The 26,373-nt window shown below is 62.2% G+C and carries 20 protein-coding genes and 2 tRNA genes; 10 read left to right on the forward strand and 12 right to left on the reverse strand.

What is annotated here, in order from left to right; all coding sequences use genetic code 11:
• Positions 1-137 precede the first annotated feature (137 nt).
• From ACB032_RS08085 to ppx, 3 genes are all read left to right on the forward strand, one after another.
• Positions 138-650: a glycine cleavage system protein R gene (locus ACB032_RS08085; protein WP_016351315.1), complete on the forward strand. Its 513-nt coding sequence runs from the start codon at positions 138-140 to the stop codon at positions 648-650.
• Between the two features lie 75 nt (positions 651-725).
• Positions 726-2,795 (forward strand): polyphosphate kinase 1, encoded by a 2,070-nt coding sequence (gene ppk1, locus ACB032_RS08090; protein ID WP_371137716.1) that lies wholly within the window; start codon positions 726-728, stop codon positions 2,793-2,795.
• Positions 2,785-4,275 carry an exopolyphosphatase gene (gene ppx / locus ACB032_RS08095; protein ID WP_029299818.1) on the forward strand — a complete coding sequence of 497 codons (1,491 nt, stop codon included), beginning with the start codon at positions 2,785-2,787 and terminating at the stop codon, positions 4,273-4,275. The genes ppk1 and ppx overlap by 11 nt, the downstream gene beginning before the upstream one ends.
• Before the next feature lie 63 nt (positions 4,276-4,338).
• Here ppx and ACB032_RS08100 read toward each other — a convergent pair whose 3' ends face one another.
• Together ACB032_RS08100 and dnaQ are read right to left on the reverse strand one after the other, a co-directional pair.
• Positions 4,339-5,604: a TIGR03503 family protein gene (locus tag ACB032_RS08100; protein WP_371137717.1), complete on the reverse strand. Its 1,266-nt coding sequence runs from the start codon at positions 5,602-5,604 to the stop codon at positions 4,339-4,341.
• On the reverse strand, positions 5,601-6,335 hold the full coding sequence (gene dnaQ / locus ACB032_RS08105; protein WP_011705465.1) for a DNA polymerase III subunit epsilon: 735 nt from the start codon (positions 6,333-6,335) through the stop codon (positions 5,601-5,603). The genes ACB032_RS08100 and dnaQ overlap by 4 nt, the downstream gene beginning before the upstream one ends.
• A 52-nt stretch (positions 6,336-6,387) precedes the next feature.
• Between dnaQ and rnhA the strand changes: the two genes are divergently transcribed.
• Entirely contained in the window at positions 6,388-6,852 is a 465-nt protein-coding gene (gene rnhA / locus ACB032_RS08110) for a ribonuclease HI (RefSeq protein ID WP_029303441.1), read from the forward strand.
• 51 nt (positions 6,853-6,903) lie between these two features.
• Here rnhA and ACB032_RS08115 read toward each other — a convergent pair whose 3' ends face one another.
• Entirely contained in the window at positions 6,904-7,626 is a 723-nt protein-coding gene (locus tag ACB032_RS08115) for a class I SAM-dependent methyltransferase (RefSeq protein WP_016350242.1), read from the reverse strand.
• 71 nt (positions 7,627-7,697) lie between these two features.
• On the opposite strand from ACB032_RS08115, the gene gloB reads away from it, so the two are divergent.
• On the forward strand, positions 7,698-8,462 hold the full coding sequence (gene gloB, locus ACB032_RS08120) for a hydroxyacylglutathione hydrolase (RefSeq protein ID WP_017409839.1): 765 nt from the start codon (positions 7,698-7,700) through the stop codon (positions 8,460-8,462).
• A gap of 70 nt (positions 8,463-8,532) precedes the next feature.
• On the forward strand, positions 8,533-10,080 hold the full coding sequence (locus ACB032_RS08125) for a LysM peptidoglycan-binding domain-containing protein (protein WP_201903169.1): 1,548 nt from the start codon (positions 8,533-8,535) through the stop codon (positions 10,078-10,080).
• 84 nt (positions 10,081-10,164) lie between these two features.
• On the opposite strand, the gene ACB032_RS08130 is transcribed toward ACB032_RS08125, so the two are convergent.
• Positions 10,165-11,010 (reverse strand): endonuclease/exonuclease/phosphatase family protein, encoded by an 846-nt coding sequence (locus tag ACB032_RS08130; RefSeq protein ID WP_016350239.1) that lies wholly within the window; start codon positions 11,008-11,010, stop codon positions 10,165-10,167.
• 111 nt (positions 11,011-11,121) lie between these two features.
• On the opposite strand from ACB032_RS08130, the gene ACB032_RS08135 reads away from it, so the two are divergent.
• Positions 11,122-11,346 carry a hypothetical protein gene (locus ACB032_RS08135; RefSeq protein ID WP_005299261.1) on the forward strand — a complete coding sequence of 75 codons (225 nt, stop codon included), beginning with the start codon at positions 11,122-11,124 and terminating at the stop codon, positions 11,344-11,346.
• 6 nt (positions 11,347-11,352) lie between these two features.
• On the opposite strand, the gene yciA is transcribed toward ACB032_RS08135, so the two are convergent.
• The 5 genes from yciA to ACB032_RS08160 all read right to left on the reverse strand — a co-directional run bounded on the left by yciA (position 11,353) and on the right by ACB032_RS08160 (position 18,655).
• The gene (gene yciA / locus ACB032_RS08140) at positions 11,353-11,748 is read right to left on the reverse strand and encodes an acyl-CoA thioester hydrolase YciA (RefSeq protein WP_005299258.1); all 396 of its coding nucleotides are present in this window, start codon (positions 11,746-11,748) and stop codon (positions 11,353-11,355) included.
• A gap of 140 nt (positions 11,749-11,888) precedes the next feature.
• Entirely contained in the window at positions 11,889-12,701 is an 813-nt protein-coding gene (locus ACB032_RS08145; protein WP_371137718.1) for an NAD-dependent epimerase/dehydratase family protein, read from the reverse strand.
• A gap of 258 nt (positions 12,702-12,959) precedes the next feature.
• Positions 12,960-13,958: a LacI family DNA-binding transcriptional regulator gene (locus tag ACB032_RS08150; protein ID WP_371137719.1), complete on the reverse strand. Its 999-nt coding sequence runs from the start codon at positions 13,956-13,958 to the stop codon at positions 12,960-12,962.
• Between the two features lie 179 nt (positions 13,959-14,137).
• A complete protein-coding gene (locus tag ACB032_RS08155; protein WP_139389162.1) occupies positions 14,138-16,054 on the reverse strand; it encodes a transglycosylase SLT domain-containing protein in 1,917 nt (638 codons plus the stop codon).
• A gap of 84 nt (positions 16,055-16,138) precedes the next feature.
• Positions 16,139-18,655, reverse strand: coding sequence for a bifunctional diguanylate cyclase/phosphodiesterase (locus ACB032_RS08160; RefSeq protein WP_065478308.1), 2,517 nt, complete (start codon positions 18,653-18,655; stop codon positions 16,139-16,141).
• Between the two features lie 371 nt (positions 18,656-19,026).
• Between ACB032_RS08160 and hpf the strand changes: the two genes are divergently transcribed.
• Complete coding sequence (gene hpf, locus ACB032_RS08165; protein WP_011705453.1) at positions 19,027-19,365, forward strand: ribosome hibernation-promoting factor, HPF/YfiA family; 339 nt, start codon at positions 19,027-19,029, stop codon at positions 19,363-19,365.
• Between the two features lie 81 nt (positions 19,366-19,446).
• Here hpf and ACB032_RS08170 read toward each other — a convergent pair whose 3' ends face one another.
• Positions 19,447-19,962: a VC2046/SO_2500 family protein gene (locus ACB032_RS08170; RefSeq protein ID WP_045791056.1), complete on the reverse strand. Its 516-nt coding sequence runs from the start codon at positions 19,960-19,962 to the stop codon at positions 19,447-19,449.
• Positions 19,963-20,087: 125 nt separating this feature from the next.
• Between ACB032_RS08170 and ACB032_RS08175 the strand changes: the two genes are divergently transcribed.
• Positions 20,088-20,172: transfer RNA gene (locus tag ACB032_RS08175), tRNA-Tyr, on the forward strand.
• Between the two features lie 51 nt (positions 20,173-20,223).
• Positions 20,224-20,308, forward strand: a tRNA-Tyr gene (locus tag ACB032_RS08180).
• Between the two features lie 128 nt (positions 20,309-20,436).
• Here ACB032_RS08180 and ACB032_RS08185 read toward each other — a convergent pair.
• Positions 20,437-24,222 carry a translocation/assembly module TamB domain-containing protein gene (locus ACB032_RS08185; protein WP_371137720.1) on the reverse strand — a complete coding sequence of 1,262 codons (3,786 nt, stop codon included), beginning with the start codon at positions 24,220-24,222 and terminating at the stop codon, positions 20,437-20,439.
• Positions 24,223-24,496: 274 nt separating this feature from the next.
• Positions 24,497-26,272, reverse strand: coding sequence for an autotransporter assembly complex family protein (locus tag ACB032_RS08190; RefSeq protein WP_024943793.1), 1,776 nt, complete (start codon positions 26,270-26,272; stop codon positions 24,497-24,499).
• Positions 26,273-26,373: the final 101 nt, after the last annotated feature.

A 26,373-nucleotide genomic window follows, 5' to 3' on the forward strand; every position in this document is an offset into this window, starting at 1 on the left:
GGGCGCAGGCAGTGCAGAAATGGCGCCAACCCCCTCCCGGCGGTGCTTTTTCGCCATATTTGCGGTGGGCGGGGCTTCATATGGCCTGTGACAGCAGGCACAATGCTACCGAGTACCCATTTTCCAAGGAGAGCAGGATGCAAAAGCAATTGGTCGTGACCGTGATAGGCGCTGACAAACCCGGTATCGTCGAGAGTCTGGCGGACGTCATCACCCACCAGCAGGGCAACTGGCTGGCCAGTTCCATGAGCGAGCTGGCAGGACAATTTGCCGGCATCCTGCACGTGAGCGTACCTGACGAGCATTACCGCAGCCTGTGCGAGGCGCTGGTGATGCTGCCCGGCCTCACCGTCAGCTTCGCCGAAGGCCAGCTCAGCCAGGAGCCGGAACGGCAGGTGATGGTCAGCGTCACCGGCAACGACCGGGCCGGCATCGTCCACGAGGTGGCCAGCATCCTGCGTCAGCTCAACATCAACGTAGCCGACCTCACCACCGGCTGCGAACCGGCTCCCCACTCCGGCGCCCCGCTCTTCTATGCCCACGCCCTGGTGGCGCTGCCGCCCCGACTCGAACTGGGGGATCTCATCAGTGCGCTGGAGTCGCTGTCGGACGATCTGGTGGTCGACATCGATCAGGCCATCATCGACTGAGCGGATGGTCATCAATCTGTCATATTTCCACGCCATAACTGCCGCGCAGACGCGACCTGACCACAGAGGCATCACATGAGCACCGACAAGCTGTATGAAGAGAAGGAGCTGAGTTGGCTCTCATTCAATGAACGGGTGTTGCAAGAGGCAATGGACAAGACGGTCCCGCTCATCGAGCGGGTCCGCTTCCTCGGGATCTTCTCCTCCAACCAGGACGAGTTCTTTAAAGTGCGGGTATCGGACGTCAAGCGCCGCATCCTGATCAACGAAGTACACGGCGGCGACGACGAGGCCAAGGTGCTGCTGCGCGCCATCCAGCAGAAGGTAATGACGCTCGGCGAGGCGTTCGACAACACCTACAAGGAGCTGTTGATAGCGCTCGCCCGCCACAACATCTTTCTGGTCAACGAGTACCAGCTCTCCGAGTCCATCCAGCAGTGGCTGCGGGTCTTCTTCAAGGAGAAGGTGCTGCGCCACATCATCCCGATCCTGCTCAACAAGGAGGTCAACCCGGTCAAGTTCCTGAAAGACGAGTACACCTATCTGGCCATCGAGATGAAGAAGAACGGCCAGGTGATCCAGTACGCGCTGGTGGAGGTACCGACCGACGATCTGCCTCGCTTCTTCCAGTTGCCACCTGAGGGCACCCGTCGCAAGAAGCAGATCATCATCCTCGACAACGTCATCCGCTTCTGTCTCGACGAGATCTTCAAGGGCTTCTTCGATTACGACGAGATAGCCGCCTACGCGGTCAAGCTGACCCGGGATGCCGAATACGATCTCTCCGACCAGCTGGATCTGAGCCTGGTGGATAAGATGAGTGACGGCCTGAAGCAGCGCCTCACCGCCATGCCGGTGCGCTTCGTCTACGAGCGGGAGATGCCGGCGGCGATGATAAGCTTCTTGAAGCTCAAGCTGCAGATCAGCTCCTACGACGCCATCATGCCGGGCGGCCGTTATCACAATTTCAAGGATTTCATCGGCTTCCCCAACGTGGGCCGGGATTATCTGGAAAACCCCAAGCTGCCGGCGCTGGATTGCCGCGACTTTGACGGCTTCGTCAACGCCTTCGACGCCATCACCAAGCAGGACATACTGCTCTACTACCCGTACCACAAGTTTCACCACTTCACCGAGCTGGTGCGTCAGGCGGCATTTGATCCGGCGGTCAGTGCCATTCGCATCAACATCTACCGGGTGGCCAAGAAGTCGCGGATCATCCACTCCCTGATCGACGCCGCCAACAACGGCAAGAAGGTGACCGTGGTGGTGGAGCTGCGCGCCCGCTTCGACGAGGCGGCCAACATCGACTGGGCCAACATCCTGACCGATGCCGGCGTCAAGGTGGTGTTCGGGGTGCCGAGCCTCAAGATCCACTCCAAGCTCTGCCTCATCACCCGCCACGAGCAGGGTGAGGCGGTGCGCTACGCCCACATCGGCACCGGCAACTTCAACGAGAAGACCGCCAAGATCTATACCGACTTCTCCCTGCTGACCCGCCACCCGGACATCACCGCCGAGGTGGAGGGGGTGTTCGAGTACATCGAATACCCTTATCGGCGCTACAAGTTCAACCACCTGCTGGTCTCCCCCATCAACAGCCGCCGCCAGCTCTACCGGCTCATCGACAACGAACTGGCCAACGCCAAGGCTGGCCAGCCGAGCGGCATCACCCTCAAGATCAACAACCTGGTGGACAGAGACCTCATCAACCGGCTCTATGCCGCCGGTCAGGCCGGGGTGCCCATCCAGATGATCATCCGCGGCATGTGTGCCCTGCGTCCGGGTGTACCAGGCCTGAGCGACAACATCAGGGTGATCAGCATCATCGACCGCTTCCTCGAGCACCCGCGGGTGATGGTGTTCCACAACAAGGGCAATCCCCAGCTCTATATCTCCAGCGCCGACTGGATGAGCCGCAACATCGACGGTCGAATCGAGGTGGGCACCCCCATCTATGACGAGCGGCTCAAGCAGCGCATCCTCGACATTCTCGAGCTACAACTGAGTGACACCTGCAAGGCGCGGGTCATCGATGCCGACCAGAAGAACGAGTACGTGAAGCGGGGCAACCGCCGCAAGATCCGTTCCCAGGTCGCGATTTACGACTACCTCAAACGCATAGAGTCAAACAATGGACAATAGCCTGTACGCCGCCGTGGATCTGGGCTCGAACAGCTTTCACATGGTCATCGCCCGTCTCACCGAGGGACGGCTGCAGATCGTCGATCGGATAAAAGAACGGGTGCGGCTGGCAGAGGGGATGGACGGCCAGCGCCGCATGTCTGCCGAAGCCATGACCCGGGGCCTCGACTGCCTCGCCCTGTTTGCCGAGCGGCTGACCAACATCAAGCCGGATCAGATCCGCATCGCCGGCACCTATACCCTGCGCCGAGCCAGCAACGCCCGCGAGTTCGTGAGCGAGGCGGCCAAGGTGCTCAACCACCCCATCGAGATCATCAGCGGTCAGGAAGAGGCGCGCCTTATCTATCAGGGGGTCGCCCATACCCAGCACATCGAAGGCCAGGTACTGGTGGTGGACATCGGCGGCGGCAGCACCGAGCTCATCATCGGCGAGGGCTTCGATCACAAGGCGCTCACCAGCCGCAAGATGGGGTGCGTCAGCTTCACCCAGAGCTTCTTTGCCAACGGCAAGCTGAGCGAGAAGGCCTTCAACAATGCCGTGCTGGAAGCCCAGCACCAGCTCGCTCCCATCATCAACCAGTATCGCAAGCTGGGCTGGCAGAGCTGCCTCGGCAGCTCGGGCTCGATCCGCACCGTGCGCGATGTGTTGCAGGGGGAAGAGTGGACCGATGGCGCCATCACCCTGGCCGGGCTGGAGCGGCTCAAGCAGGAGATGATCCGGCACAAGCGGGTCGGCGATCTCAAGCTGGCCGGCCTCACCGAAGAACGTCAGGAGGTATTTGCCGCTGCGGTGGCCATCCTGCTCGGGCTCTTCACCTCGCTGCCCATCGAGCGGATGGACTATTCCGATGGCGCCCTGCGCGAGGGGCTGCTGTACGAGTTCGAGGAGCGCCTGCAGCATCACGACATCCGCGAGCGCACCGCCCTGGCACTCTCCACCCACTATCGCATCGACAAGCGTCAGGCAGGCCGGGTCGAACAGAGCGTGCTGACCCTGTTCGATCTGCTCAGCGGCCCCTGGGAGATGCCGGAGGAGCCCTATCGCGCCATCCTCGGCTGGGCGGCGCGCCTGCACGAGATCGGCCTTGCCATCAACTACAGCGGCATTCACCGCCACTCCGCCTACATCCTGCAGCACACCGACCTGCCCGGCTTCAACCAGGACGATCAGGCCCTGCTGGCCGCGCTGGTGCGCTTTCACCGCAAGGGGCTCAAGCTCTCCGAGCTCCCTTCCCTGCCCAACCACGACGAACAGACGGTGCTGCGCTGCATCCGCATTCTGCGCCTCGCGGTGGCCGCCCACCACAGGCGCCAGGACAACCTGCTGCCCGATTGGCATGTGCAGGCCGCCGGCGATCAGCTGGTGGTCACCCTGCCACTGGACTGGTGCGACGAGAACAAGTTGCTGATGCAAAATCTGGAGAAGGAGCACCGCTACTGTCAGGAGCAGGGGTGGCCACTGCTGTTCCAGCTCGGCTGACGCCGAGCTACCCAGAAATGAAAAAGCCGCCTCGATGGGCGGCTTTTTAATGGAATTACCCGGTTATTGTTCCGGCAGGTTCAGATCCAGTTTGGCTTCCGGCTTGGCGCTTTCGCTCTCGGCCTTCTGCGCCGCCATCGCTTTTTTCAGTGCTCGCCGTTTTTGCAGCAAGATGAAACCGACACCGCCCAGCAAGACCAGCAGGATGCCGACCCCACCCAGCAACCAGATCAGCCAGCCGCTGCTCTGTTTTTCCTCGAATTTCACCTGGTTGGGCACTGCAGCCGAGGTTTCAGAAGCCGCAGAGGCCGCCGATGGCTCAGCCGCCAGCACCGGGAAGATATTGAACGATTTCACCGGCAGCGTGACCTGGATCTCGCGGCCCAGCCGGGTGGTACCAAACAGGGTGGCGTTCACCTCATACTGGCCAACCTCCTTGATGGCGGAGAGATCCACTTCCACCCGGGGTTCGGTCGCCACCGCATTGAACGCCATGCTGGCTCCCACCGTGTTGGTCGCCTTGCCCTCAATGACCACGGAGGCCGGATCCAGCTCATCGGCATCGATCAGAAAGGAGAGCTTGGCGCCAAACTCCTGCGAGGAAGGCGCCAGGGTATAGTTGACAGGTAACGGGTAGATCAGCACGTCCTGATAGCGAGCGCGGGAGAACACCTGATTACCCGTGCTGTACATGGCCCGGTATTTTCCGGCAGCCACATCCAGCACCGCCTCGGCGGTCATGATGCCGTCACCCGGCACCTCGTCGAGCCCCTTGCCATCGTCACGATAGTGGCCGAGCACTTCGTCAACGATGGGCTCCCCCTCCTGCTTGGCGTCGTTGAAACGCTGCAATCGCACCGTCATGCCAAGGTCGGTCAGGTAATAACCGGCCTTGGGCGGTGCATCGTCGATCAGCAGCCAGGACTTGAGCTTGACCCTTTCCCCCTGATAGAGCTGGGTCGGCAGTTGATCGGTTTCCAGCCTGATGTTCGACAGCAGGCGCACCCGGTTGTCCGGATCCACTTCGCCGATGGCCTGCCAGGGGCCCGGCATGGGATCACGGATGGTGATGAGATCCTGATCCTTGAGCGCCAGCCAGCCCACATCGGGTGGTGTCACCTTGCCCACATAGAGCTTGCTGCCGTCTGGACGCACCAGGATCACCGACGGGGTGCCCTGCTTGCGCGTCACGATGAAGGTGATCTCTTTCACCCCGTAATCGATGCGAAAGCGATTGTCGAGCAGGGGAATGTCGGAGGGGGCAAACACCTCGTTGGCCGAGGCCGTCAGCGAGGCCAATAACAGCAGGCCGCCCCATAGCTTGCTCATTGCCGCCACAGGCAGGCTCCTCCTTTTTTCTGCACCAGATCCAGCCGCGCTTCGTGCACCGCCTCAATCTCGGCACTGGCACGGATCACCTTGAGCGGTGGGCGATTGCTCTCCAGCCGGCGGATACTGGTGTCCTGATTGCTCTCATTTTCACTGCTCTCGGTAGCCAGATTCAACTTGGTCTGGCCACCCGTCATCAGCAGGTAGACGTCCGCCAGGATCTCCGCATCGAGCAAAGCCCCGTGCAGGGTACGGTGCGAGTTGTCGATGCCATAGCGATCGCACAGCACGTCGAGGTTGTTGCGCTTGCCCGGGAACAGGTCCCGCGCCATCGCCAGGGTATCCGTGATGCCGCAGATGTCGGCAGTCTTGAAATTGAGGCCGAGCTTGCCGAACTCATAGTCCATGAAGCTCACATCAAACGGAGCGTTGTGGGCAATCAGCTCGGCACCGCGGATGAACTCGATGAACTCGTCGGCTATCTGGCTGAACGACGGCTTGTCACGCAGGAACTCGTCGGTGATGCCGTGCACCTGGATGGCCTCGGGGTCCACCAGCCGATCCGGCTTGATGTAGACGTGGAAGTGGTTACCGGTCAGCTTGCGGTTGATCACCTCCACACAGCCGATCTCGATGATGCGGTGTCCCAGATAGACGGGGCCACCGGCGGTGTTCATACCTGTGGTTTCAGTATCCAGAATGATCTGGCGATTCAGTTGGGGTGTGTTCATGATCCAATCTATGTCAAACTTCGGCTTTACCCGCTAGTTTACCCCAAGACTCATGCTAAAAAAGATCGATTTGTATACGGATGGTTCCTGTCTCGGCAACCCGGGCCCTGGCGGCTATGGTGCCGTCATGGTCTATGGCAAGCACCGCAAGGAGCTCGCCGGAGGTTTTCGCCTCACCACCAACAACCGGATGGAGCTGATGGCCGCCATCATGGGGCTGCGCACCCTGAACGAGCCCTGCCAGGTCAGACTCACCACCGACAGCCAGTATGTGCGCCAGGGGATCACCCAGTGGATCATCGGCTGGAAGAAGAAAGGATGGATGACTGCCAGCCGCCAGCCGGTCAAGAACGTCGATCTCTGGCAGGCATTGGATGCGGAAGTGGCGCGCCATCAGATCGAATGGCTCTGGGTCAAGGGGCACTCCGGTCACCCGGAAAACGAACGCTGTGACGAACTGGCCCGCGAGGCCGCCAGTGGCAAGCAGCTGGCTGAGGATACCGGTTACCAGCCCTGAGCCAAGTCAGCCTCCCCCATCAGAACCGCCAGCCAGGGCGCCCGAGACTGGCTACCAGCCCTGGCGCGCCATGCCCGGCGTCGCAATCGACTCGGGCAAGCGCCAGCGCCGGCGCACCGGCGTCAGCGGAAAGCGCCGTTTGCGCGCCGCTATCACGTAGACGGACGCAAACGGCCTGCAATAATCCCGCCCCACACTCTCCCGCCACCAGCCGATCCGGCTCTGCTTGCCCATGAACGAGTAGCCAAAGCGCTCGTCAAACATCACTTCACACCCGAGCAGCTGCAGCCAGTCGGTGACCCGCGCCGGAGTGAACATGCGAGCCGACCAGGGCAGATGTTGACGCAGGAAAGGCAGGCAGTGGCCGATGCCGACCAGGCTGAGCGGATTGTAGCCGCTGACGATGAGCCAGCCATCGTCGGTCAGCACCCGCTCCGCCTCGCGCAGCACCTGGTGGGGATCGGGCGAAAAGTCGAGACAGTGGGCCAGCAGGCAGGCATCCACGCTGCCGGTGCGCACCGGCAGGGCCAGTGGGTCGCCCTTGAGATCCAGCAGTCTGCCGCTGGGGGCAACCCCTATCTGGTGGCGAATGGAAGAGCAGCCGCAGGAGAGTTCGGCGCTCAGTGCCCCGACTTTAAGCAGATGATAACCAAACAGATGTGGGCACCAGCTGTCGAGCCGCTCCTGGATCTCGGCCGCTACCCAGTCCCCCATGGGCAGTGCCGACCAGCTGGTCGGGATCTCGATTTGTTGTTCGGTACGTGCCACCTGCATAATAGGGCTCAACTTGGGGTTCGAACGCCATCCAGTTATATAAGATACCCTCCATAAAGAGAAGCAGACTCATGTATCCAGTGATCACAGTTCCTGCCTTTAACGACAACTACATCTGGTTGATCCGACACGAAAATCACTGCCTGGTCGTCGACCCTGGCGATGCCGAACCCGTGCTGGAGCGGCTGGCCGCACTGGACCTGCAGCTCGACGCAATTCTGCTGACCCATCACCACCACGATCATGTGGGAGGCGTCACCGCCCTGCTCGGCCACTTCCCCCACGCAAGGCTCTATGGCCCCAAACTTGACCCCATGCCCGCTCATCACGGCCAGTGGCTCGATGACGGGGATCAGATCAACTGGCATGGCCTGAGTCTTGAGGTGATCCATGTGCCCGGCCATACCCATGGCCACATCGCCTATTACGGCCACGGCATGCTGTTTTGTGGCGATACCCTCTTCAGTGCCGGTTGCGGCCGCCTGTTCGAAGGTACCCCGGCCCAGATGCACGCCTCACTGCAGCGACTCGCCGCCCTGCCCGACGATACCCTCATTTATTGTGCCCATGAGTACACCCTCTCCAACCTGCGTTTCGCCTACGCGGTCGAGCCGGACAACCAGGCGATCCAGCAGCGGATCGGGCTGATCAGCAAGCTGCGCCAGCAGGGTCTGCCGAGTCTGCCATCACGGCTGGGGGATGAGCGGGAGTTCAACGTTTTTCTGCGATGCGAACAGGATTCCGTGAAATTTTCTGCTGAGAAACACGCCTTAAAATGCTTGGAAAATCCAGAGGATACCTTCACCGTGCTGCGATCCTGGAAGGACGTTTTTTGAACAAACCTTGATCAAGGGGCCATTGCCCCTTATGATGCGAGCTGTTTTTCCTAAAGATGACCTGAGCGAGATGAAGGTACGAACGGCCTTATTGGCGGCGCTGTTTCTCAGCGGCTGCCAAAACCTGAGCCATCAGGATGACCGGGCGCTAACGGCAATCGAGCCGATCAAGTCCCCCCAAGTCAACAAAAAAGCGTATAAAAAGCATTCGGCGCGCTTCCTGTTCGGTGATGAACAGATCGACGAACTGGATGACACCGATAACCTGTGGGTGCGTATCAGCGATGATATGCAGTTTGATCCGCAGGAGAACGACCGTGTCCGCCAACAGCGTGATTGGTTGTTGCGCAATGATAAGCATCTGGCGACCATTGCCAGCCGGGCTGAGCCCTACCTGTATCTGATGGTAGAGGAAATCGAACGGCGTGAGCTGCCAATGGAGCTTATTACCATCCCCATGATCGAGAGCATGTTCGATCCCCACGCCCGTTCCCGCAGCAATGCGGTGGGTCTGTGGCAGTTCGTTCCTGCGACCGGCAAGAACTTCGGCCTGCGCCACGACAACTGGTACGACGGCCGCCGCGATGTACTGGCCTCCACCAATGCTGCGCTGGATTATCTGGAGTACCTGAACCGTTTCTTCGACGGCGACTGGCTGCAGACGCTGGCGGCTTACAATGCCGGTGAAGGACGGGTGCGCAACGCCATCACCCGCAATCAGAAGGCAGGCCGACCGACCGACTACTGGTCACTCGATCTGCCCCGCGAAACCCGGATGTATGTGCCCAAGATCCTGGCCATGGCCGACATGATCCGCAACGCGGACAAGTACAATGTCACCTTGCCGGTACTGGCCAACAAGCCTCAGCTGCGGGTGGTCAACACCGGCGGCCAGATCGATCTGAACGTGGCAGCCCAGCTGGCAGGCCTGCGTCCGGCTCAGCTGAAAGAGGTCAATCCGGCCCTGACGCGCTGGTCGACCTCACCCAAGGGGCCCTATCGCCTGCTGGTACCGGTCGAGTATGCCGATACCCTGGAGCTGGCCTTGGCCGATCTGCCCCAGAGCGAGCGCATCCGCACCCGCTCCTATCAGGTCACCAGCGGCGACACCCTCTCTCGCATCGCCCAGAATCATGGGGTGAGCGTGCAGCAGCTCAAACTGGCCAACAACCTGAGTGGCAACCACCTGCGCCGTGGTCAGACTCTGATGATCCCGACCAGCGGCAGCAAGCCGGTGGTCAGTCAGAGTGCCCAGAACAAGCCACAACAGCTCGCCAGCCGCAGTGCTGGCAAGATCCAGTACAAGGTGCGTGCCGGTGACAATCTGTGGAGCATCAGCCAGGCGCACGGGGTAACCCATGACGAGCTGGCCAAGTGGAACGGTCTCAACGCCAAGTCGGCCTTGAAGCCTGGCATGAAGCTGGTGGTCTGGCCCAAGCAGGGCAAGAGCAGCAACAAGTCCATGGTCTATCAGGTGCGCCGCGGTGATTCCCTCTCCTCTATCGCCGCCCGTTTTCAGGTTGCTGTGATGGATGTGATGCGCTGGAATCAGCTGGGCAAGAGCGATTACCTCAAGCCGGGTCAGGAGCTGACCCTGTTCGTGAAGAACAACAGCTGATCGTTCATCGCTTCATAAAAAATACCCCGCTAAAAGCGGGGTATTTTTTATCTGGCACAGGCCACCCTGGTGGCCAGTACGGATTCAGGGGGTGATGGCCTGAGCCGCGAAACGGGCCATGATGGGGTTGTGATCCGAGGCATCGGTCGCCGGGCTGCTCACTTCCACCAGGTCCAGGTTGCGGTAGTAGAGGTGATCAAGCGGCCGGCCGAACGCGGTCCGGCGCAGATCCGGCACCGGGATCGCCTCCTGCAGCCCCAGTTCGCCCACCAGCTTGTTCAGCCAGAATTCGCGCTTGTCGCTCCAGGTGTTGAAATCCCCGGCCAGAATGACCGGGCCCTGATGGCGATGGATCAGGGCGGTCAGATCGTTGAGCTGCTCGCGAAAGGTCGCCATTCCCAGCTCGAAATTCACCGCATGCAGGTTCACCACCAGCACGCCGTCAGGATCCCCCTGCAAGGGGTAGAGGCTGACCAGACCGGATTTGGGGATGCGCAGCAGCGGCTCGGGGGAGCGCACGCCGCACACGAACGCCTGTGGCGTCTTGGCGACCGTCATCACGCCGAAGGAGACGCCGCCCTGAGTAAAGGCTTGCAATTGCTGCCACTGGAAATCACCGGCCTTCAGCCATTCCAGCATGTCGGGGCGGGTCGCCGACTCCTGTAGCAGTACCAGATCCTGGGATTTGGCATACTCGTCCAGCCCCTCGCGCCAGTTTTTACGCTGACCCTTGTAGAGATTCCAAACGGTAATGCCGAACTCGCGTGGCAAGGCGGTGGAGGCCAGCGCCACCAGCGGCGGCTTCTGGCAGTTGGCGCCGGGAATGATGCCCTGCGCCGTGACCAGGTGATCCTGATCCGGCACCTCGAAACAGCCGACCAGTCCCAACGTCAACAGCGACGTACCCAGAATGCGATAACTATTTTTCATTGGCTAACAACCACCTGCCTCTGCATTGTGTCCTGACCATCACAAATGTCATCGCTGCCGACTAGGCTGATAGCTCGTGTCCGGCCCGGCTCATCCAGAAGGAATTCAACGATGGCGAGACAGCACCAGTACCGCGTGACATTTTATGATCAACAAGGAAATTGTCATCAAGTGGAGCTTTCCACCGTCTATCAGATCAGACGGGATCCCCAGTGCGATCTCTGCCTGTTTGACACTCAGCAGTGCGTCGGCTCGGAAGAGATGCTGGAACGCATGATACGGCAAAAAACCGGGTTTGAGCAGGAAATATCCATCATCAACGCCCGGCTTATCTGAGCCGGATCAGACCGGTACCGGACGGGATTTTCCCTGTTCGTCGATGGCGACATAGGTGAAGATCCCTTCGGTCACGCAGTAGCGCTGGGCCTCGTTTTCACGTAGCACCGGCTTGACCCACACTTCCAGCTTCAGCCGCATGGAGCTGCGACCGATCTTCAGGCAGCGCCCGTAACAGCACACCACGTCGCCCACCTTGACCGGGCTGTGAAAGGTCATGCCCTCGACGGATACGGTACAAATACGTCCTTTTGCCAGCTCCTTGGCCATGATGCCCCCACCTATATCCATCTGGGACATGATCCAGCCCCCGAAGATATCGCCATTGGGGTTGGTATCGGCTGGCATTGCCAGGGTTCTCAGCAACAGTTCCCCATCGGGGTGACGTCTTGTATCTACCATCTTTACCGCTCTCTCTTTATGGATGGCGGCATGATAGGGGGCGAGCCCCCCCTTGGCAAACCTCAATTGCCCGCCGCGCCACACCATTGGCGCCGTCTGTGCCTCACCACCATGCATACGCATAACACTAGGCGGGATGCTCAGTAACCCCGAGCCGCCAGCTCGGCAAACCAGTGCGCCGGATCGGGCCAGCGATAGACAAAGCCGAGCTGCTCGCAGATGCGCAGCCCCTCGACGGGGAGAAACCGGCCGGCCGGCTCGATGAAGTCCGGGGCCGGCAGGCCCAGCTGGCGCGCGGCAAAGGGGTAGAACTGCTCCCGGCGCGGGTGCACCGGCGCACTCAGGTTGTAGGCATCGCCATCCTTTCCCTGCGCCAGCAGCAGCTGGCAGGCGGCCACCACGTCATCCAGGTGCACCAGGTTCACCGCCTGGCCGCCTCCCTCCAGAGTCTTGCCCGCCAGGAAGCGGCCGGGATGGCGCTGTGGCCCGTACAGCCCGGCCGGGCGCAGCACCATGGCACAGGGAATGCCGGCCCCCATCGCCGCCTGCTCGGCGGCCAGCATCCGCATCCCGCGCTCGTGGGCAGGCATGGGGTGTTCATCCTCCCCCTGCCCCGGCGCCCAGACCGAGGTGGCACTCACGAACAGCAGCCGCTGCACGTCGGCGGCCTGCGCCAGTTCAACCACCCGCCCGATGGCGGCCGGGTAATCCTCGACCTTGCTCGGCGGCACGCAGATCACCAGCTCGCGGCAGCGAAACGGCAGGGCGGTCAGCCCGGTGCCCAGTTGCAGCGGCCAAGCCTGCAGCCCTTCTGCCGTCAGCTGTGCGGCTTTCTGGGCCGAGCTGACCGTCACCGCCACCTGGTGACCCTCGGCCTGAAGTGCCCGGGCCAACGGCAACCCCAGCCAGCCAGCGCCCACGATCCCCGTCTGGTATTCACTCTCTGTTGTCATGACAAAATCCTGGCAAAAAAAAACGGCCATCCATGATGACCGTCGAAAGTAACGAAGGAAATAGCTGGATTAACCAGTTACCTCCCACAGCGGGAAAATCGGGAGCGCAGGCTCCTAATTCGTGGGGCCTATGCTAGTGGCAGGCAGTCCAAAAAGCTTTGAAGCGGATCACAGTTGAAAAGGATTTCTGAAAACGCTTTCAATTTTTCCGCAAAACAGGGGAGCGACATTGGCCCATTCAGGGCCAATGTCGGCTACTCAGGCGACAGATTCTCGTCTGACCAGCTCGGCCTCGAACTTGAGCTCCAGCCCCTCGGCCGGCTTGTGATCCAGCAGGCTCAGCGCCAGCTCGGCAGCCCGACCGCCCATCTCCTCGATGGGGTAGCGCACCGTGGTGAGCTTGGGATAGATGTAGCGGGCATAGGGAATGTCATCGAAACCCACCACCGAGATCTGCTGCGGGATCTTGTATCCCCGCTCCAGCAGACAGGAGATGGCCCCCGCCACCATGGCGTCGTTGAAACCGAGCACGGCGGTAAACTCAACCCCCCGATCCAGCAGCTCGCCCATCGCCACGTAACCACCGTTCTCGTCGGCGAAGGCGCGGCCGATGAGGGCAGGATCAAAAGCGATGCCGGCCCGCTGCAGGGCGTGATGATACCCCGCCATCCGCTGCTGACCATCGACGAACTCTTCGTCGTCTGAAGTGACGAAGGCAATCTTGCGATGGCCCGCATCCAGCAGGTGCTGGCAGGCGGTGGTGATGCCGGCCTGGTTGTCCAGCCAGACGCAGCGATCTTCGGCGCCCGGCACCTGGCGGTTGATGAAGACCACCGGGGTGCTGCCCGCCACCAGCTCGCTCAGCTCCTCATCGGGCAGCGCCTTGCTGTGCAGGATCAGCGCATCGCACTGACGCTGCAGCAGCGCCTGGATGGCGTGACGCTCGCGTACCTCGTCGTGATTGCCGGACATGACGATGGTGAACTTGTCTACCTTGTCCACCACACTCTCGATGCCGCGCATCATCTGGGCGAAGAAGGGGCCACCACACAGATCCCCCACCAGCACACCGATGCAGTTGGAGCGCTTGCTGACCAGCGCCTGGGCAAAGCTGTTGGGACGAAAATTGAGTTCCTTCATGGCCGCCATGACGGCCTCACGCTTTTCTGGTGCCACCTGCGCCGTGTTGTTGATGACTCGCGACACAGTTGAAATGGACACATTAGCCAACCGGGAAACGTCTTTAATCGTTGCCACTATCAATTCCTTTGTTGGGGGAGCCTGTCTGTGTTGAACGGGCGATTATAACGAACCTGCCAGACCAAGAGATGGCGCCCGATCACCTGGCAGGTTTCCTTTTGTAACAAAACCTTATGGGATAATAACCATTTTGGGGAGGGAATGGGAATCCGGCTGCCGCCAGGGCGGCAGCCGTCTCAATAAGCGTGACTCAGCTCGCGCTCGGACATGAAGCGCAGCGGCTGCTGCAGCTTGTGCTGATAGATGAGATCGAACGACAGCACGTTCTGCACATAGTTGCGCGTCTCCTTGTAGGGGATGCTCTCGACCCAGACATCCATCGGCTTGTCCGCACTCTGATCGCGCCAGCGTTTGACCCGGCCGGGGCCGGCGTTGTAGGCCGCCGCCGCCAGGATCCGGTTGCCGTCGTACACATCCAGCAACCGCTTGAGATAGGCGCTGCCAAGACGGATGTTCATGGCAGGATCAAACAGCTGCTGCTCGTTGCGATAGGGCACTCCCAGCTTGCTGGCCGTCTCTTTGGCGGTGGTCGGCATCAGCTGCATCAGCCCCCTCGCCCCGACCGGCGACTGTGCCAGCGGGTAGAGCGCACTCTCCTGCCGGGAGATGGCGTAGAGCAGGCTGGTGTTCATGGTCCGCTCCTGCGCCATCTGGGAGAAGGTGTGCTTGAGCGGCAGCGGGAAGCGCAAATCGAGGGCATCCCAGGCCTCGGCCCGGATGCTGGCCAGAATGGCCAGTTCATGCCAGCCCTGGTTGAGGGCGATGTGGCCGAACTCGAGGCGCTGGGCCACCGGATTGCGATCCATGTTGTGGATCCACTCCGCCCGCGCCGCCGTGATCTCGTTCATGTCGAGCAACTCGCGCACCCGCAGCAGGAAGGGCCAGCGGCTGCTGGCGGTGCGCCAGTCCGGCACCTTCTTCGCCACGCTCTGATTCTTCATCCGATAGGGCACACCGCTGCGCTGCGCCGCCATGAAGCCATAGAAGCCGCGCAGATTGGCGGTTTCCAGATAGAGATCCCGCGCCGGTTTCTGCTGGCCCTGCACCTCCAGCGAGCGCGCCAGCCAGTAGCGCCAACGATCCTCCTTCTGCAGGGCCATGGGCATCCGCTTGACCCAGCCAGAGAGCCCTTTCCAGTCCTGCTCCCAGATGGCGAGCCGGGCCCGCAGCTCCAGCAGATCCGGGTCGGCCTGGCGCACCACGGTAGCATCCAGCCAGTTGCGCTGGGCGGTTGAGCGATCCAGCAGCAGCCGTCTGGCCACCGCCCGCTCCACCGGTTTGAGTTCAGCCGCGCTCAGCGCGAAACGCGAGCGCAGATAGCCGAGCTGTCCCAGCACAGCTTCCGGCTGCTGGTTGGCATAGCGGGCCAGCCCCAGCAACAGCAATTTTTTGGAGGGTGCGGCGGTAGTGAAATAGGCCGTGTTCATCGCCTTGGCGGGCTGCTCGAACAGGGTAATCATCTGATCCCCGTACGCCTTCATGCCGCTGGCTAGCTGGGCGCCGAGGTGGCGGATAAGGTTCGGGTTCTCCGCCTCGAAGGCCAAGGTCATGCGGGTCCAGATCTTCTCCTGGGTACGCAAGCCGGCCTGTTGCCAGAGCTGGAACAGGGGATCGCAGGCATCGGGGCGGGACTGGCCGCTCAGCCAGAGCTTGCCCGCCTCCTGCAGTGCCTGGCTCTGCTGGCCGGTGTAGTAGCGCGCCTGATAGTGCATGCAGAGCAGATCGGTGGAGTTCGGCTTGGCCGGATAGAAGCGCAGGAACTGGGACCACTGCTGGCTCTGGGCCAGATAGGTGAGGTAGCTGCGCTCCAGCCGGTTGGATTGGGGGGTGTCGCCGTGCTCGCGGATGAAGCGGGTCACGTCGTCATACTCCGCCGCCCCGGGCCGAAAGGCCAGCTGGTAGTAATCGAGATAGGGCAGCAGCGGATAATGGGTCAAACGGGCGCGAATTTGCTGAAAACGGGCCTGATCGTCGGCCCGCACCGCGTCATAAGCCTGGCGATAGAGAGATTGTTCCAGAGTCTGCGCCGCAACCTGCGTCAGCAGCCCCGGCACGCACAGCGCCGATAAAATGATTCCCTGCACGGCTTTCACGAGAGACGTCTCCATTGAGAGGCAATGCCACCGCCCGCTGGCGGTGGTGTCATATTCCCTCATTCTACCCGTTAACCCGAGGGGCTACAGCTCGCCGGCGAGACTATTTTTACCCCCGGCCAGCGGGCTTTCGCTGCGGGCAAGGCGCTGCACGTAGCGCTCCAGATAGGGCACCGGCAGCGGCTTGGAAGCCAGGTAGCCCTGGTAGAAGTGGCAACCCTGGGCCTGCAGAAACTCCAGTTGCTGACGCGACTCCACCCCTTCTGCCGTCACGTTGAAGCCCATGTGGCGCGCCATGGCGATCACCGCCTCGACGATGGCCATGTTGTCGCCATCGCGCGGGATGTCCTGGATGAAGGAGCGATCGATCTTGAGCTCGTCCGCCGGCAACCGCTTGAGGTAGCTCAGGGAGGAGTAACCGGCGCCGAAGTCATCGATGGCAAAGCTGATGCCAAGCGCCTTGAGCTCGCTCATCTTGCTGATGGTGTCTTCCGCATGACCCAGCACCACGGACTCGGTGATCTCCAGATTCAGGCTGGCGGGATCCATGCCGGTGGAGGCCAGCACGTCGTGGATCCGGTCGACGAAATCGGTGGCGTGAAACTGCTTGGCACTGACGTTCACCGACAGCTGCGGGATGTGAATGCCGTTCTCCTCCCAGCGCACGTACTGGGCGCAGGCTTCGTACAACACCCAGTTGCCGATGTCGACGATAAGGTCCGTCTCCTCGGCGATGGGAATGAACTCGGCGGGCGACACCAGGGCCCGGCCAGGCGGCTGCCAGCGGATCAGCGCCTCGACGCCGATGATGTCGCCCCCCTCCACCATGTGTTGGGGCTGGTAGTAGAGGGTCAGCTCCTGCTGGTTAAGGGCGCTGCGCAGTTCGTTGTGGATGAGCAGCCGGCGATCCGCCTGCAACTGCATGGAGGCATCGAAGAAGCGCCGGGTCTTGCGACCGGCCGACTTGGCCTGATACATGGCGGTGTCCGCCTGCTTGAGCAGATCGTCCACCCCCTGCTCCCGGCCGGGGAAGAGAGTGATGCCGACACTGGCGCCGATGTGCAGCACCTGGCCCGCGTGGTTGTAGGGGGCCGCAATCTCGCTGATGAGCCGCTCGGCGATGAGGTCGGCCTGCATCTCCGCCTGGGGCGGGCTCGCCGAGAGCGAGGGCAGCAGCAGCACGAATTCGTCGCCACCGAGCCGTGCCAGACAATCCCCCTGCCGAACCAGCCGCTTGAGCCGGCTGGCGACCTCCTTGAGCAGCCAGTCGCCGGTGGCGTGGCCGAGGGAGTCGTTGATGGTCTTGAAGTGATCCAGATCGATGAACAGCAGGGCGCCGATCAGATAGTCGCGGCTCGCCTCGCCAAAGGCGTGGGCCAGGGTTTCGTGCAGCTGGCGGCGGTTGGGCAGGCCGGTCAGTTCGTCGTAGTAGGCGAGATCCTGGATGCGGCGCTCGGCCTCCTTGCGCTCGGAGATATCCTCGAAGCAGATGACGAAGTGGCTGATCTCTCCCCTGTCATCCTGCACCGGGGTGACGATCTCCCACTGCGGATAGGGGTAGCCGTCCGCATGCAGGCGTTGGGTCTCCCCCTGCCAGCGGCTCAGGGTGCCGAGCTCGTAGCCAAGCCCCCCCAGCCCGCACCAGAGATCGTTGCCCAGATGCAGGCCGATCACCCGCTGGCTGTCAAAGCCGGTGATCTGGCTGAAGGCATGGTTGACCCGCAAAATCTTGAAATCGGGGTCGGTGATGATGATCCCTTCATGGGTTTCAAACGCCACGGCCGACAGGCGCAACTGGGCATCGCTCTGCAGCCGTTCCAGCTCCGCCACCATGCGCATGGAGAAGGTGGTCAGCACCGAGCCCAGATTGGGGATCGCGCTCTGATCGGAGAAAAGCAGCGCCAGGTGGCCCAGGATCTGGCCGTTGCGATCATACAGCGGCAGGCCGTAGTAGCCCTGCCCCGCCTTGAAACCGGCACAGGAGGGCAGCTCGTTCGCCAGCGGAATGACGCAGGCCTCCCCCGCCAGATAGACCTGCTGGCAGGGCATGCCGTCGAGTTCGTACTCCTTGAGGTCGATGCCGTGGCAGGCCAGCACCTTGAGCCGTCCGCTGCCGGTGCGCTCCGCCAGCCAGACCGCGTCCGCCACCAGGATGTGGGCGAGCTGGTTGACCAGGGTATTGAAGAAATCGAGCCCGGTCCGGGCAGAGAGCGCCTGCGCCAGCTGGGTCAACAAGGGGTCTTGCAGCAGCGGCAGTTGCTGGGAGAGGTCGGCAGGCAGCTGGGTGCTGCGGGTGGTGTCGAGCGGCGCAATCCAGCCGCAGCACATCTGCTGGGCCGGCACGTACTGGCCGCTCCAGAGCACATGGCGCACCTCGCCCCCCTCCTCGCAGAGGTGACCGATGAACTGGGCCGGTTGCTGTGAGTGGTAAAGTCTGGCGAGAAAGTCGGCAAAGCCGGCCTCGTCATCTGCCGCCAATTGCCCGAACCAGGGGTGAGGCCCCTCTCCTTGCCAGAGCTGGTAGGAGGCATGATCGGACAGACTCCACTGGGCGTGTTGCCGATCATAAAACCACATCATCTGAGTGGCCTGCTGTTTCATGTACTACTCCAACACCACAACAACCACGTTCAAGCCCTTGACGACTTGGCAGCGCCCACATTCACAGCGCGCACGTCGGCAAGGGCGGTGCGGGGAGAAAGTGCAAAAGATGCGAGACTAAGCGGTGAAAACCGGACATGAGGTCGACATGCGGCGCTGCCACGAAGGGACAGAAACGATCCAAGTTTCTCCATACTGCCTGCCAGTTTCGTGGAGCTCAAGCGCTTTTTGGTGCAGAACGGGAAAAGATCACAATTTATTCCTCCCCTCGGAAGCAAGGCCACAGTTCGTGACGCAGATCACATTTTAATGTTCAGCCATGAGTAATCTGAAGGTGAAGACACAAGCAAGACGACCCGAAGGGGGCCAATATGAAAATCGAAATTACCAGCAAAATCATCGACATCACCCCGGCTATCCGCGAGCGCATTGAATCCCGTTTTGACAAGCTCGAGCGTCTTCAGGTGCCTCTTATCACACCCCATGTGATTGTCTCCAAAGAGCGTCTGATGTTCATCGTTGAAGCCACTGCTGGCATCCCCAACGGCAAGCTGTTTGCCCAGGCAGAACATGAGGACTTGTACGCCGCCATCACCGAACTGGGGCAAAAGCTGGAACGCCAGCTCAACCGCCACACCGAAAAACCCATCGCCCGTCGCGCCGCAGCGGCTGGCAAGGAAGTGCCGCAAGAGGATGAAGCCGACGCATAAACTGCGCCACGGCACAGCCAGAAACGACAAAGGCGGGATCTCCCCGCCTTTTTGCTGTCCGAATGCCGGCGCTTGCCGCCTTCAGCAACCACTGAGCCAGTGCAGCCTGGCATCCACCCCCGCCTTGAGCGTATCGAGGATCGGCAGCATCAGCAGGGGATCGTCGCGTCTGGGCTGATCCGCCAGCTTGCCCTGCCAGCGCTCCCGTCCAAGCGGCGAGAGGTTGTCATAGACGGCGGGCTCCAACGCCGGCGGGGCGCCGAGCAGCGGCGGTGAGCGCAGCGCCAGCCAGAGCCGCACATCCACCATGGAGCCTCCCTGTTGCAGCCGCTCGTTGAGCAAAGCGGCCTCTTCGTCATTTGCACTGCCCTGCAAGGGCGTGGCTGGCGGCAGCTCAAAGCGGCTGCGCCAGACCCGGCTCTCACCCTTTGTTTGCTGCCTCGGGTCGAACCAGGGCTGCTCTTCCACCGCATCGGTCAGCAGGGCCAGATGCAGGCGAAAGTCAGCCCTGTCTCCGTGCTGGAGATCCTGGTTGAGACGTTGCCCCAGCTGGGCCTCGTCCACCAGCCACTGCTCACGAATGGCGCTGGGTAGCATGAGATAACTCTTGGAAACGGTGGTTTCATCCTTTATCGGCCGCAAATACGATCCTTTAAGCAGGAAAAATCCCGTCAAGGGGTTCACAACCCCGGCAGATCTGTTAGTATGCGCCTCGCACTTGTGGAGGGGTTCCCGAGTGGCCAAAGGGATCAGACTGTAAATCTGACGGCTCTGCCTTCGAAGGTTCGAATCCTTCTCCCTCCACCATTTCAAGTGCAATCACGGCGCCCGTCGTGAACAAAATTGGCAATACCCCGTGGAGGGGTTCCCGAGCGGCCAAAGGGATCAGACTGTAAATCTGACGGCTCTGCCTTCGAAGGTTCGAATCCTTCTCCCTCCACCATCATTCAAGAAAACCCGGCCTCGCGCCGGGTTTTCGCTTTTCAGCATCCCCTCTCTGTTCATCAGCAGCATAAATATCGCCAATAAAAACGGGAGGCTTGCGCCTCCCGTTTTGTCTCTTCCTGTCCGCTACAGGGTGAAGCGATAGAAGATATCCACCGCCTGGGCCACCCCGCTCATGGCCTGCAGGTAGAGCCTGGGCATCAGCTCATAGCGCAGCTTGAACTCGGCGATGGGGCTGAACACCCCGACCCCGTACTGGAACTGCAGCCCCGGCAGCAGATAGGCCGACAAGGTCACCTGGGTGTTGTCGCCACTGCCGGCAGTGTCGAGGGCCACGTCGCTCATGCCGAGGGATTCTCCCAGACTGGAGACCACGCCGTTGGCCTGGCTGACCGCGCCCGCCACCAGCAGGCCGTTGAAGCCGCCATCCTCGCCACTGGTCTGCAGCCCCTTGCCGCGCAGCAGATAGGAGAGCTGCTCGGACTGGGCCAGCTGCGGCTCCGAGTAGACGGTGATCTTGGGCTTGCTGGCCGGCCCGGTCACCCGCACCCCCACCGTCACCTTGTCCTCTATGGTATCGGGATCCCGATACGCCTCTATGTTGAGGAACGGCTGATCGAGGGGGCCGGAGAAGAGGATGCGGCCATCCTTGATGATCAGGTTCTGGCCATAGGCCTTGAAGCGCCCGTCGTTGAGCACCAGCTGGCCGTTGCCCGCCAGCGGCCGCGAGGGATCCTGGCGGATGTTGATGCCGCCCCCCACCTTGGTCTTGAGCCCCATCGCCTCCAGCCGCACGTCGTCACCCAGCCGGATGGCCAGCTTGATCGCCATCGGCAGCGGCGCCGCCTTGGGCACCGGCGGCAGATCGTCGTAGACCACGGTCACGTCGTCCGACACCGCCACCGCGCTCTCGGGCAGGCTCTTGACCAGGATCCGCGCCCAGGGGATGTCGACCTGACCGGTGATCCGGGTCTCCTCCCCCAGCGAGATGGCGATGTCCGGGGAGACCCGCACCCGACCCATGCCAGGATACTGGGCTTCCAGCTCCTTGCCCTGGATGGTGAGGCTGCCGGTGACCGGCAGTTGCGCCCAGCTCAGCCAGCCCCCCAGTGCCAGCGGCCCCTTGCCCACCAGCATGGTGCCGTCCAGCTCGGCCCGGTTGCCTTCAATCTTGAGGCGGGTCACCAGCTTGGAGAGGGTCACCATGTCGGAGTGGGTCTGCACTTCCCCATCCAGCAGGTTGAGCTGACCAAACAGCAGCGGCGAGGCCAGGGTACCGTCGAAGCGGGCATCGGCCGAGATGACCCCCTGCAGGGAGCGCACCTCGGGGATGAGCGGGGCGAAGGTGGTCAGCTTGAGGTCGTCAAACTTGAGCTGGCCGGAGAGATTGCCGCGACCGGATGGATCCCGGATATAGAGCTTGGTGTCGATGTTGCCGATCTGCTTGGAGGCAAAGTCGAGCCGGATCGCCGCCTGCTGACGCTCGAAGTCCACCCCGAGCTCGAGGCGCTGGTAGTCGGTCTTGAGCTCGTCGGCCACGAAGGTGCCCGGCGTGGTACGCACGGTGGCGTGCAGGGTCGGCTGATTGCCGCGCCAGCTGGCCCGCCCGTCAGCTGAGAGCACCGCCTGCCAGCGGAAGTTGTCCGGCAGCCAGGGCCGCAGACGCTTGAGGTCGAACTGGTTGAGGGCAAACTCCAGGCTGCCCTGCTGGGCCGATACCTGGCTGCCCTTGACGCAGAGGCTGGCCCCCTGAGAGCCGAGGCAGAGATCCCCCATGGTCAGCCGCTGACGCGGCAGATCGAGGTCGAGGGCCCAGGGCGCACTCAGCTCCCAGCGCCGCAGCGGCGTCTTCAACTTGAGCTCGCTGAGGGCACCGCGCCAACGATCCCCGCGCAGACCGCCGCTCAGCTTGAGGTTGGCCGCCACCGGGTCGCCCTTCATGGTGAGCGACAGGGCGTGTTGGTTGAGATCGCCGCTCAGGTTGAGCGCCAGCTGGCTGAGACTGGTCGCCCCCTGTACCAGGCTGGCTACCGTCAGGGCCACTTCCCCTGCCGGCTTGTCACCGACCAGGGCATTGCCCTTGATGGCGATCCCCTTCAGATCGGTGCCGGCATAATAGAGACGGCTGGCAGCCAGATCGGTAGTGACCCGCGGCGCTTGCTGATTGCCGGTCAGGCGTACCTGCCCCTTGATGTCCCCCTTGAGCCCGGGGTAGAGCCCGGCCAGATTGGGGGCGTTGAGATCCGCATCCAGCTTCCACGCCTGCTGGCTCAGGCTGCCCTTGGCGTGCAGCTGGTTGGGGCCGCTTTGCAGCGCCAGCGCCGGAATGGTCCACTCCATCTTGTCGTTGCCGCTCGCGCTGCCCTTGATGGCCAGCGGATACTGGTTGAGCTTGCCGTCCACCTTCAGCTCGGGCAGTTGCAGTTGCCAGTGGCCCGCCTCATCGAGCTCGAAACGGCTGGCAATCTTGCCCGCCAGCGTCCCCTTGAGCTCGGGCACCAGCTCGGCCGGGTTGATCCCCTTGAATTCCGTGGTGCCCTGCCAACGAACCCCCTTGTCCCAGGCGAGCTTGCCGTCCAGCTTGAGCTCCCCCTTGAGGGCGTTGAGCAGCAGGTTGATCTGGTTCAGCTGCGTCAGATCCCCCTTGCCCGTCAGCGCCAGCTTGAAGGGGGGCACATCCGTGCCCTTGCCGGCGGTATTCAAGGCAAACTGGTAGCCGGAGAGCTTGCCCTTGGCACTCAGACTGCCCTTGTCCAGCCGGTAGCTGGGCTCATCTTTGGCAGGCTTGTGCAGCGGCCAACCCAGACTCTTCCACTCCAGCGCCGCATCAAAGGGCAAGTCGGGGTCGAGGGCCGCCAAGGACCCCTTCAGGCTGGCGGCCACCGGCCCCTTGGCCTGCAGCGCCAGTGCCAGCTTGCCCACCGAACCGCCGAGGGTCAGGCTGGCCTGCTGCCCCTGCAGCTCGCCATCCAGCAGCCCCTTGCGGGCCTTGGCATCCAGGGTCAGGGCGAGCGGATAATCTTCCTTGAGCTGGATCTTGCCCTTGAGCGCCAGATCCGCCATGGCGTGGCGCAGGGAGAGCTCGCGCAGCGCGATGTCGCTCCCCTCGGCACTGGCCGACAGCAGCAGCTTGTCGAGCCCTTCAATCAATTCACCCTGCTGATAACGAAACGCCGTGACCTGCAATCCTTCCAGCTGGATGGGGAACGGCAACCGAATGGCGGGCAGCGCGATGGGGGCCGCCTTGGTTGCCTGCTGCGCCTTGCTCTCATCCGCCGGCTTCGCCTTGGCGGTGACAGGCGACTTGGCCACAGCCTTGTCTTGGGAGCTTGCCTTGGCGGCAGCCGGTTTGGCTGCCTCGGTGGTCTGCGTCTCGGCCAGGGTCACCTTGAGGCCGTCCAGCACTGGCCCCTGCACAATGAGCCCCTTGCGGCTGAGGGTGGCGCCGATGTCGAGGGACTTGAGGCTCACTCCCACCCCGGGCACCGTCACATCGAGATCCGCCACCTGGAGGCTGTCGACCTGAATTTTCAGGGGTAATGGGTGCCAGACGAAGGGCTCTGACGGCTCTTCCGGGGTTGGCTCGGAGTCGGCCACCTTGACCACCGGGTGGGTGACGTTCAGGGATTTGATCCAGAGCTTGCCCTGCAGCAGCTTGCCCAGATCCCAGTCCAGCACGGCGCGATCCACCGTGACGTCCACCAGCTCGTCCTGCCAGCCGACCCCTTCCAGAGTCCAGCCATAGCCGAGCTGGCCCGCCACCAGTTCCCCCTTGAGGGAAGGCAGGGCGGCCCTGGCCTGCTGCCACAACCACTTGTTGCCCTGATGGGTGAAGCCCAGCAGGCTGACACCGATGAGCAGCAGGAAGATGAGCCCCATCAGCCAGAGAAAGATGCGTTTTACCCAGATCACAGTGCAGACCCCCGCGGAAGACGCAGCCGCAGCGGCCAGAGAAAAATACGTTTTACCCAGATCACAGCGCAGCCCCCCGCGGAAGATGCAGCCGCAGCGGCCAGAGAAAAATACGTTTTACCCAGATCACAGTGCAGACCCCCGCGAAAGACGCAGCCGCAGCGGCCAGAGAAAGATGCGTTTTACCCAGATCACAGTGCAGACCCCCGCGAAAGATGCAGCCGCAGCGGCCGGTCAGGAGAACAGAAGAGAAGAAGAGTTGAGTGCGGCCGGATCATAGTTCAGGCCCCAGCGCGAAGTGGAGTCGCAGCGGCTTCTCCTCCTCGGAAATGCCCACCGCCAGGTCGAGCCTGACCTGACCGATGGGGGTGACCCAGCGCACGCCGACCCCGGTGCCTATCTTCCAGGCCTCGCTGTAGTCGACCGTGGCGGTACCGCTGTCGACGAACAGGGCCCCCAGCCACTTGTCGCTGAAGCGGTAGTTGTACTCGGCACTGGCGACGCTCACGTAGCGACCCCCCAGCAGCTTGCCGTCGCTGCCGCGCGGCGAGATGGTCTCGTAGCCGTAGCCGCGCACCGTCTGGTCACCACCGGTAAAGAAGCGCAGCGAAGGCGGCACCAGCGAGAAGCTGTCCCCTATGATGGCCCCCTGTTCGGCCCGCAGCAGGAAGCGGTGATCCTCACCCAGGGTACGCAGCCACTTGCTGCGCCCCCACACCCGCACGAAGCTGATGTCGGAGCCCCAATAGGGGTCAGAGAACTCCAGGGTGAGCTGCTGGCGATCGCCCCAGTCGGGCACCAGACCGCCGCGCACCCGCAGCCGCGACCAGGAGACACCGGGGATCAGCAGCAAGCTGTTGCCCTCGTCGGCACCCTGGGTATAGATCTCGTTCTCCAGCCGGATGAACACGTCCCGGTCCCAGCTCTCCGGCCGCCGCTTCCAGCGGTGCACACTGAGGGTGGTCAGGTCGGAGCGGGTATCGTTGTTGTCCTTGTATTGATAACCGGCCTGCAGCGAGTAATAGTCCCGCAGCGGATTGCCCACCGGGATCTGGTAGTCGAAGCTGAGCTCGGCCTCGGGTTGGGAGACCTTGGCGGTGGCGTTGAGCCGGTGACCGTAGCGGTTGACCCAGGGCTTCTCCCAGGTGGCGCTCATGCGAGGCCCCACGTCGGTGGCATAGCCGATACCCGTTTCAATCTCGTGATCGACCCGGTTGGAGAGGGTCACCTGCACCGGCACCCGGTTGCCCTCGGCCTGGCTGATGAGGGGCTTGATGTCCACCTGCTTGAACAGCTTGGTGGAGGAGACATCCTGCGACATCTCCGCCAGCCGGATCGCCAGATAGGGGTCGCCGCTCTTGATGTTGATGAGCGGGCGGATGAGGCGCAGCGCCTCCGGCGTGGCATCGTAGTGGATCTCGCCGAAGTGGTAGCGCGGGCCGGAGCGAAACAGGATATAGATCTCGGCAGTGCCCTGATCTGGGAACACCTTGACCTGGCTCTTGCTGATCTTGGCGTCGAAGTAGCCGCGCGCCAGCCCCAGACTGCCCAGATCCGCCTTGATGGATTCGTATTTGCCGTGGTTGAGGGGATCCCCCTCTTTCAGGGGCAGCTTGTCCAACAGCTCGCTGTAGAGCTCGTCGCTGCTGGCATCCCCTTCCAGCAGGATGTCGAGACGGGAGATGATGACCGGCTTGCCCGGCTCCACCTCGATGATCACTTTGGCGGGCGCCTTCTTGTCGCGGCTCAGGGTGATCTTGGGCTGGTAGTAGCCATAGACCTGCAGCGCCTTTTGCACGCTCTCGGTGATCTTGGCGCGGGCCGGACGGTACTGGCGCTCCTGATAGACCGGCAGGGCATTGAGGTAGGCCTCGACGTTGTCCTTGTTCTCCCCCTTCAGTCCCTTGATCTGATAGGTGAGTTTGGCCGCCATGGCAGGCGTGACGAACAGCAGCAGACAGAGGCTCAGTCCCAGCGCGCGAAGCCCACGACGAAAGGCCCGTGCGGGCGGTGAGATCCCTGCAGGCAGGGGCGGATTGCATCCTGTCAAACGTCAATTTCCCCGAAGAACATGATTAAAATAATGCGATATTCAGAACGAATATGAGGCTCACTCGATCGCAAACGCGCCTCATCCTAGCATATCCCCGG

The organism is Aeromonas sp. S5(2024) (assembly GCF_041403025.1).
Taxonomy (GTDB): Bacteria; Pseudomonadota; Gammaproteobacteria; order Enterobacterales; family Aeromonadaceae; genus Aeromonas; species Aeromonas hydrophila.

Coding starts and splice junctions, on each gene's coding strand:
- ACB032_RS08085 (WP_016351315.1), top strand. CDS start 138: ATGCAAAAGCAATTGGTCGTGACCGTGATAGGCGCTGACAAACCCGGT.
- ppk1 (WP_371137716.1), top strand. CDS start 726: ATGAGCACCGACAAGCTGTATGAAGAGAAGGAGCTGAGTTGGCTCTCA.
- ppx (WP_029299818.1), top strand. CDS start 2,785: ATGGACAATAGCCTGTACGCCGCCGTGGATCTGGGCTCGAACAGCTTT.
- ACB032_RS08100 (WP_371137717.1), bottom strand. CDS start 5,604: ATGAGCAAGCTATGGGGCGGCCTGCTGTTATTGGCCTCGCTGACGGCC.
- dnaQ (WP_011705465.1), bottom strand. CDS start 6,335: ATGAACACACCCCAACTGAATCGCCAGATCATTCTGGATACTGAAACC.
- rnhA (WP_029303441.1), top strand. CDS start 6,388: ATGCTAAAAAAGATCGATTTGTATACGGATGGTTCCTGTCTCGGCAAC.
- ACB032_RS08115 (WP_016350242.1), bottom strand. CDS start 7,626: ATGCAGGTGGCACGTACCGAACAACAAATCGAGATCCCGACCAGCTGG.
- gloB (WP_017409839.1), top strand. CDS start 7,698: ATGTATCCAGTGATCACAGTTCCTGCCTTTAACGACAACTACATCTGG.
- ACB032_RS08125 (WP_201903169.1), top strand. CDS start 8,533: ATGAAGGTACGAACGGCCTTATTGGCGGCGCTGTTTCTCAGCGGCTGC.
- ACB032_RS08130 (WP_016350239.1), bottom strand. CDS start 11,010: ATGAAAAATAGTTATCGCATTCTGGGTACGTCGCTGTTGACGTTGGGA.
- ACB032_RS08135 (WP_005299261.1), top strand. CDS start 11,122: ATGGCGAGACAGCACCAGTACCGCGTGACATTTTATGATCAACAAGGA.
- yciA (WP_005299258.1), bottom strand. CDS start 11,748: ATGGTAGATACAAGACGTCACCCCGATGGGGAACTGTTGCTGAGAACC.
- ACB032_RS08145 (WP_371137718.1), bottom strand. CDS start 12,701: ATGACAACAGAGAGTGAATACCAGACGGGGATCGTGGGCGCTGGCTGG.
- ACB032_RS08160 (WP_065478308.1), bottom strand. CDS start 18,655: ATGAAACAGCAGGCCACTCAGATGATGTGGTTTTATGATCGGCAACAC.
- hpf (WP_011705453.1), top strand. CDS start 19,027: ATGAAAATCGAAATTACCAGCAAAATCATCGACATCACCCCGGCTATC.
- ACB032_RS08170 (WP_045791056.1), bottom strand. CDS start 19,962: ATGCTACCCAGCGCCATTCGTGAGCAGTGGCTGGTGGACGAGGCCCAG.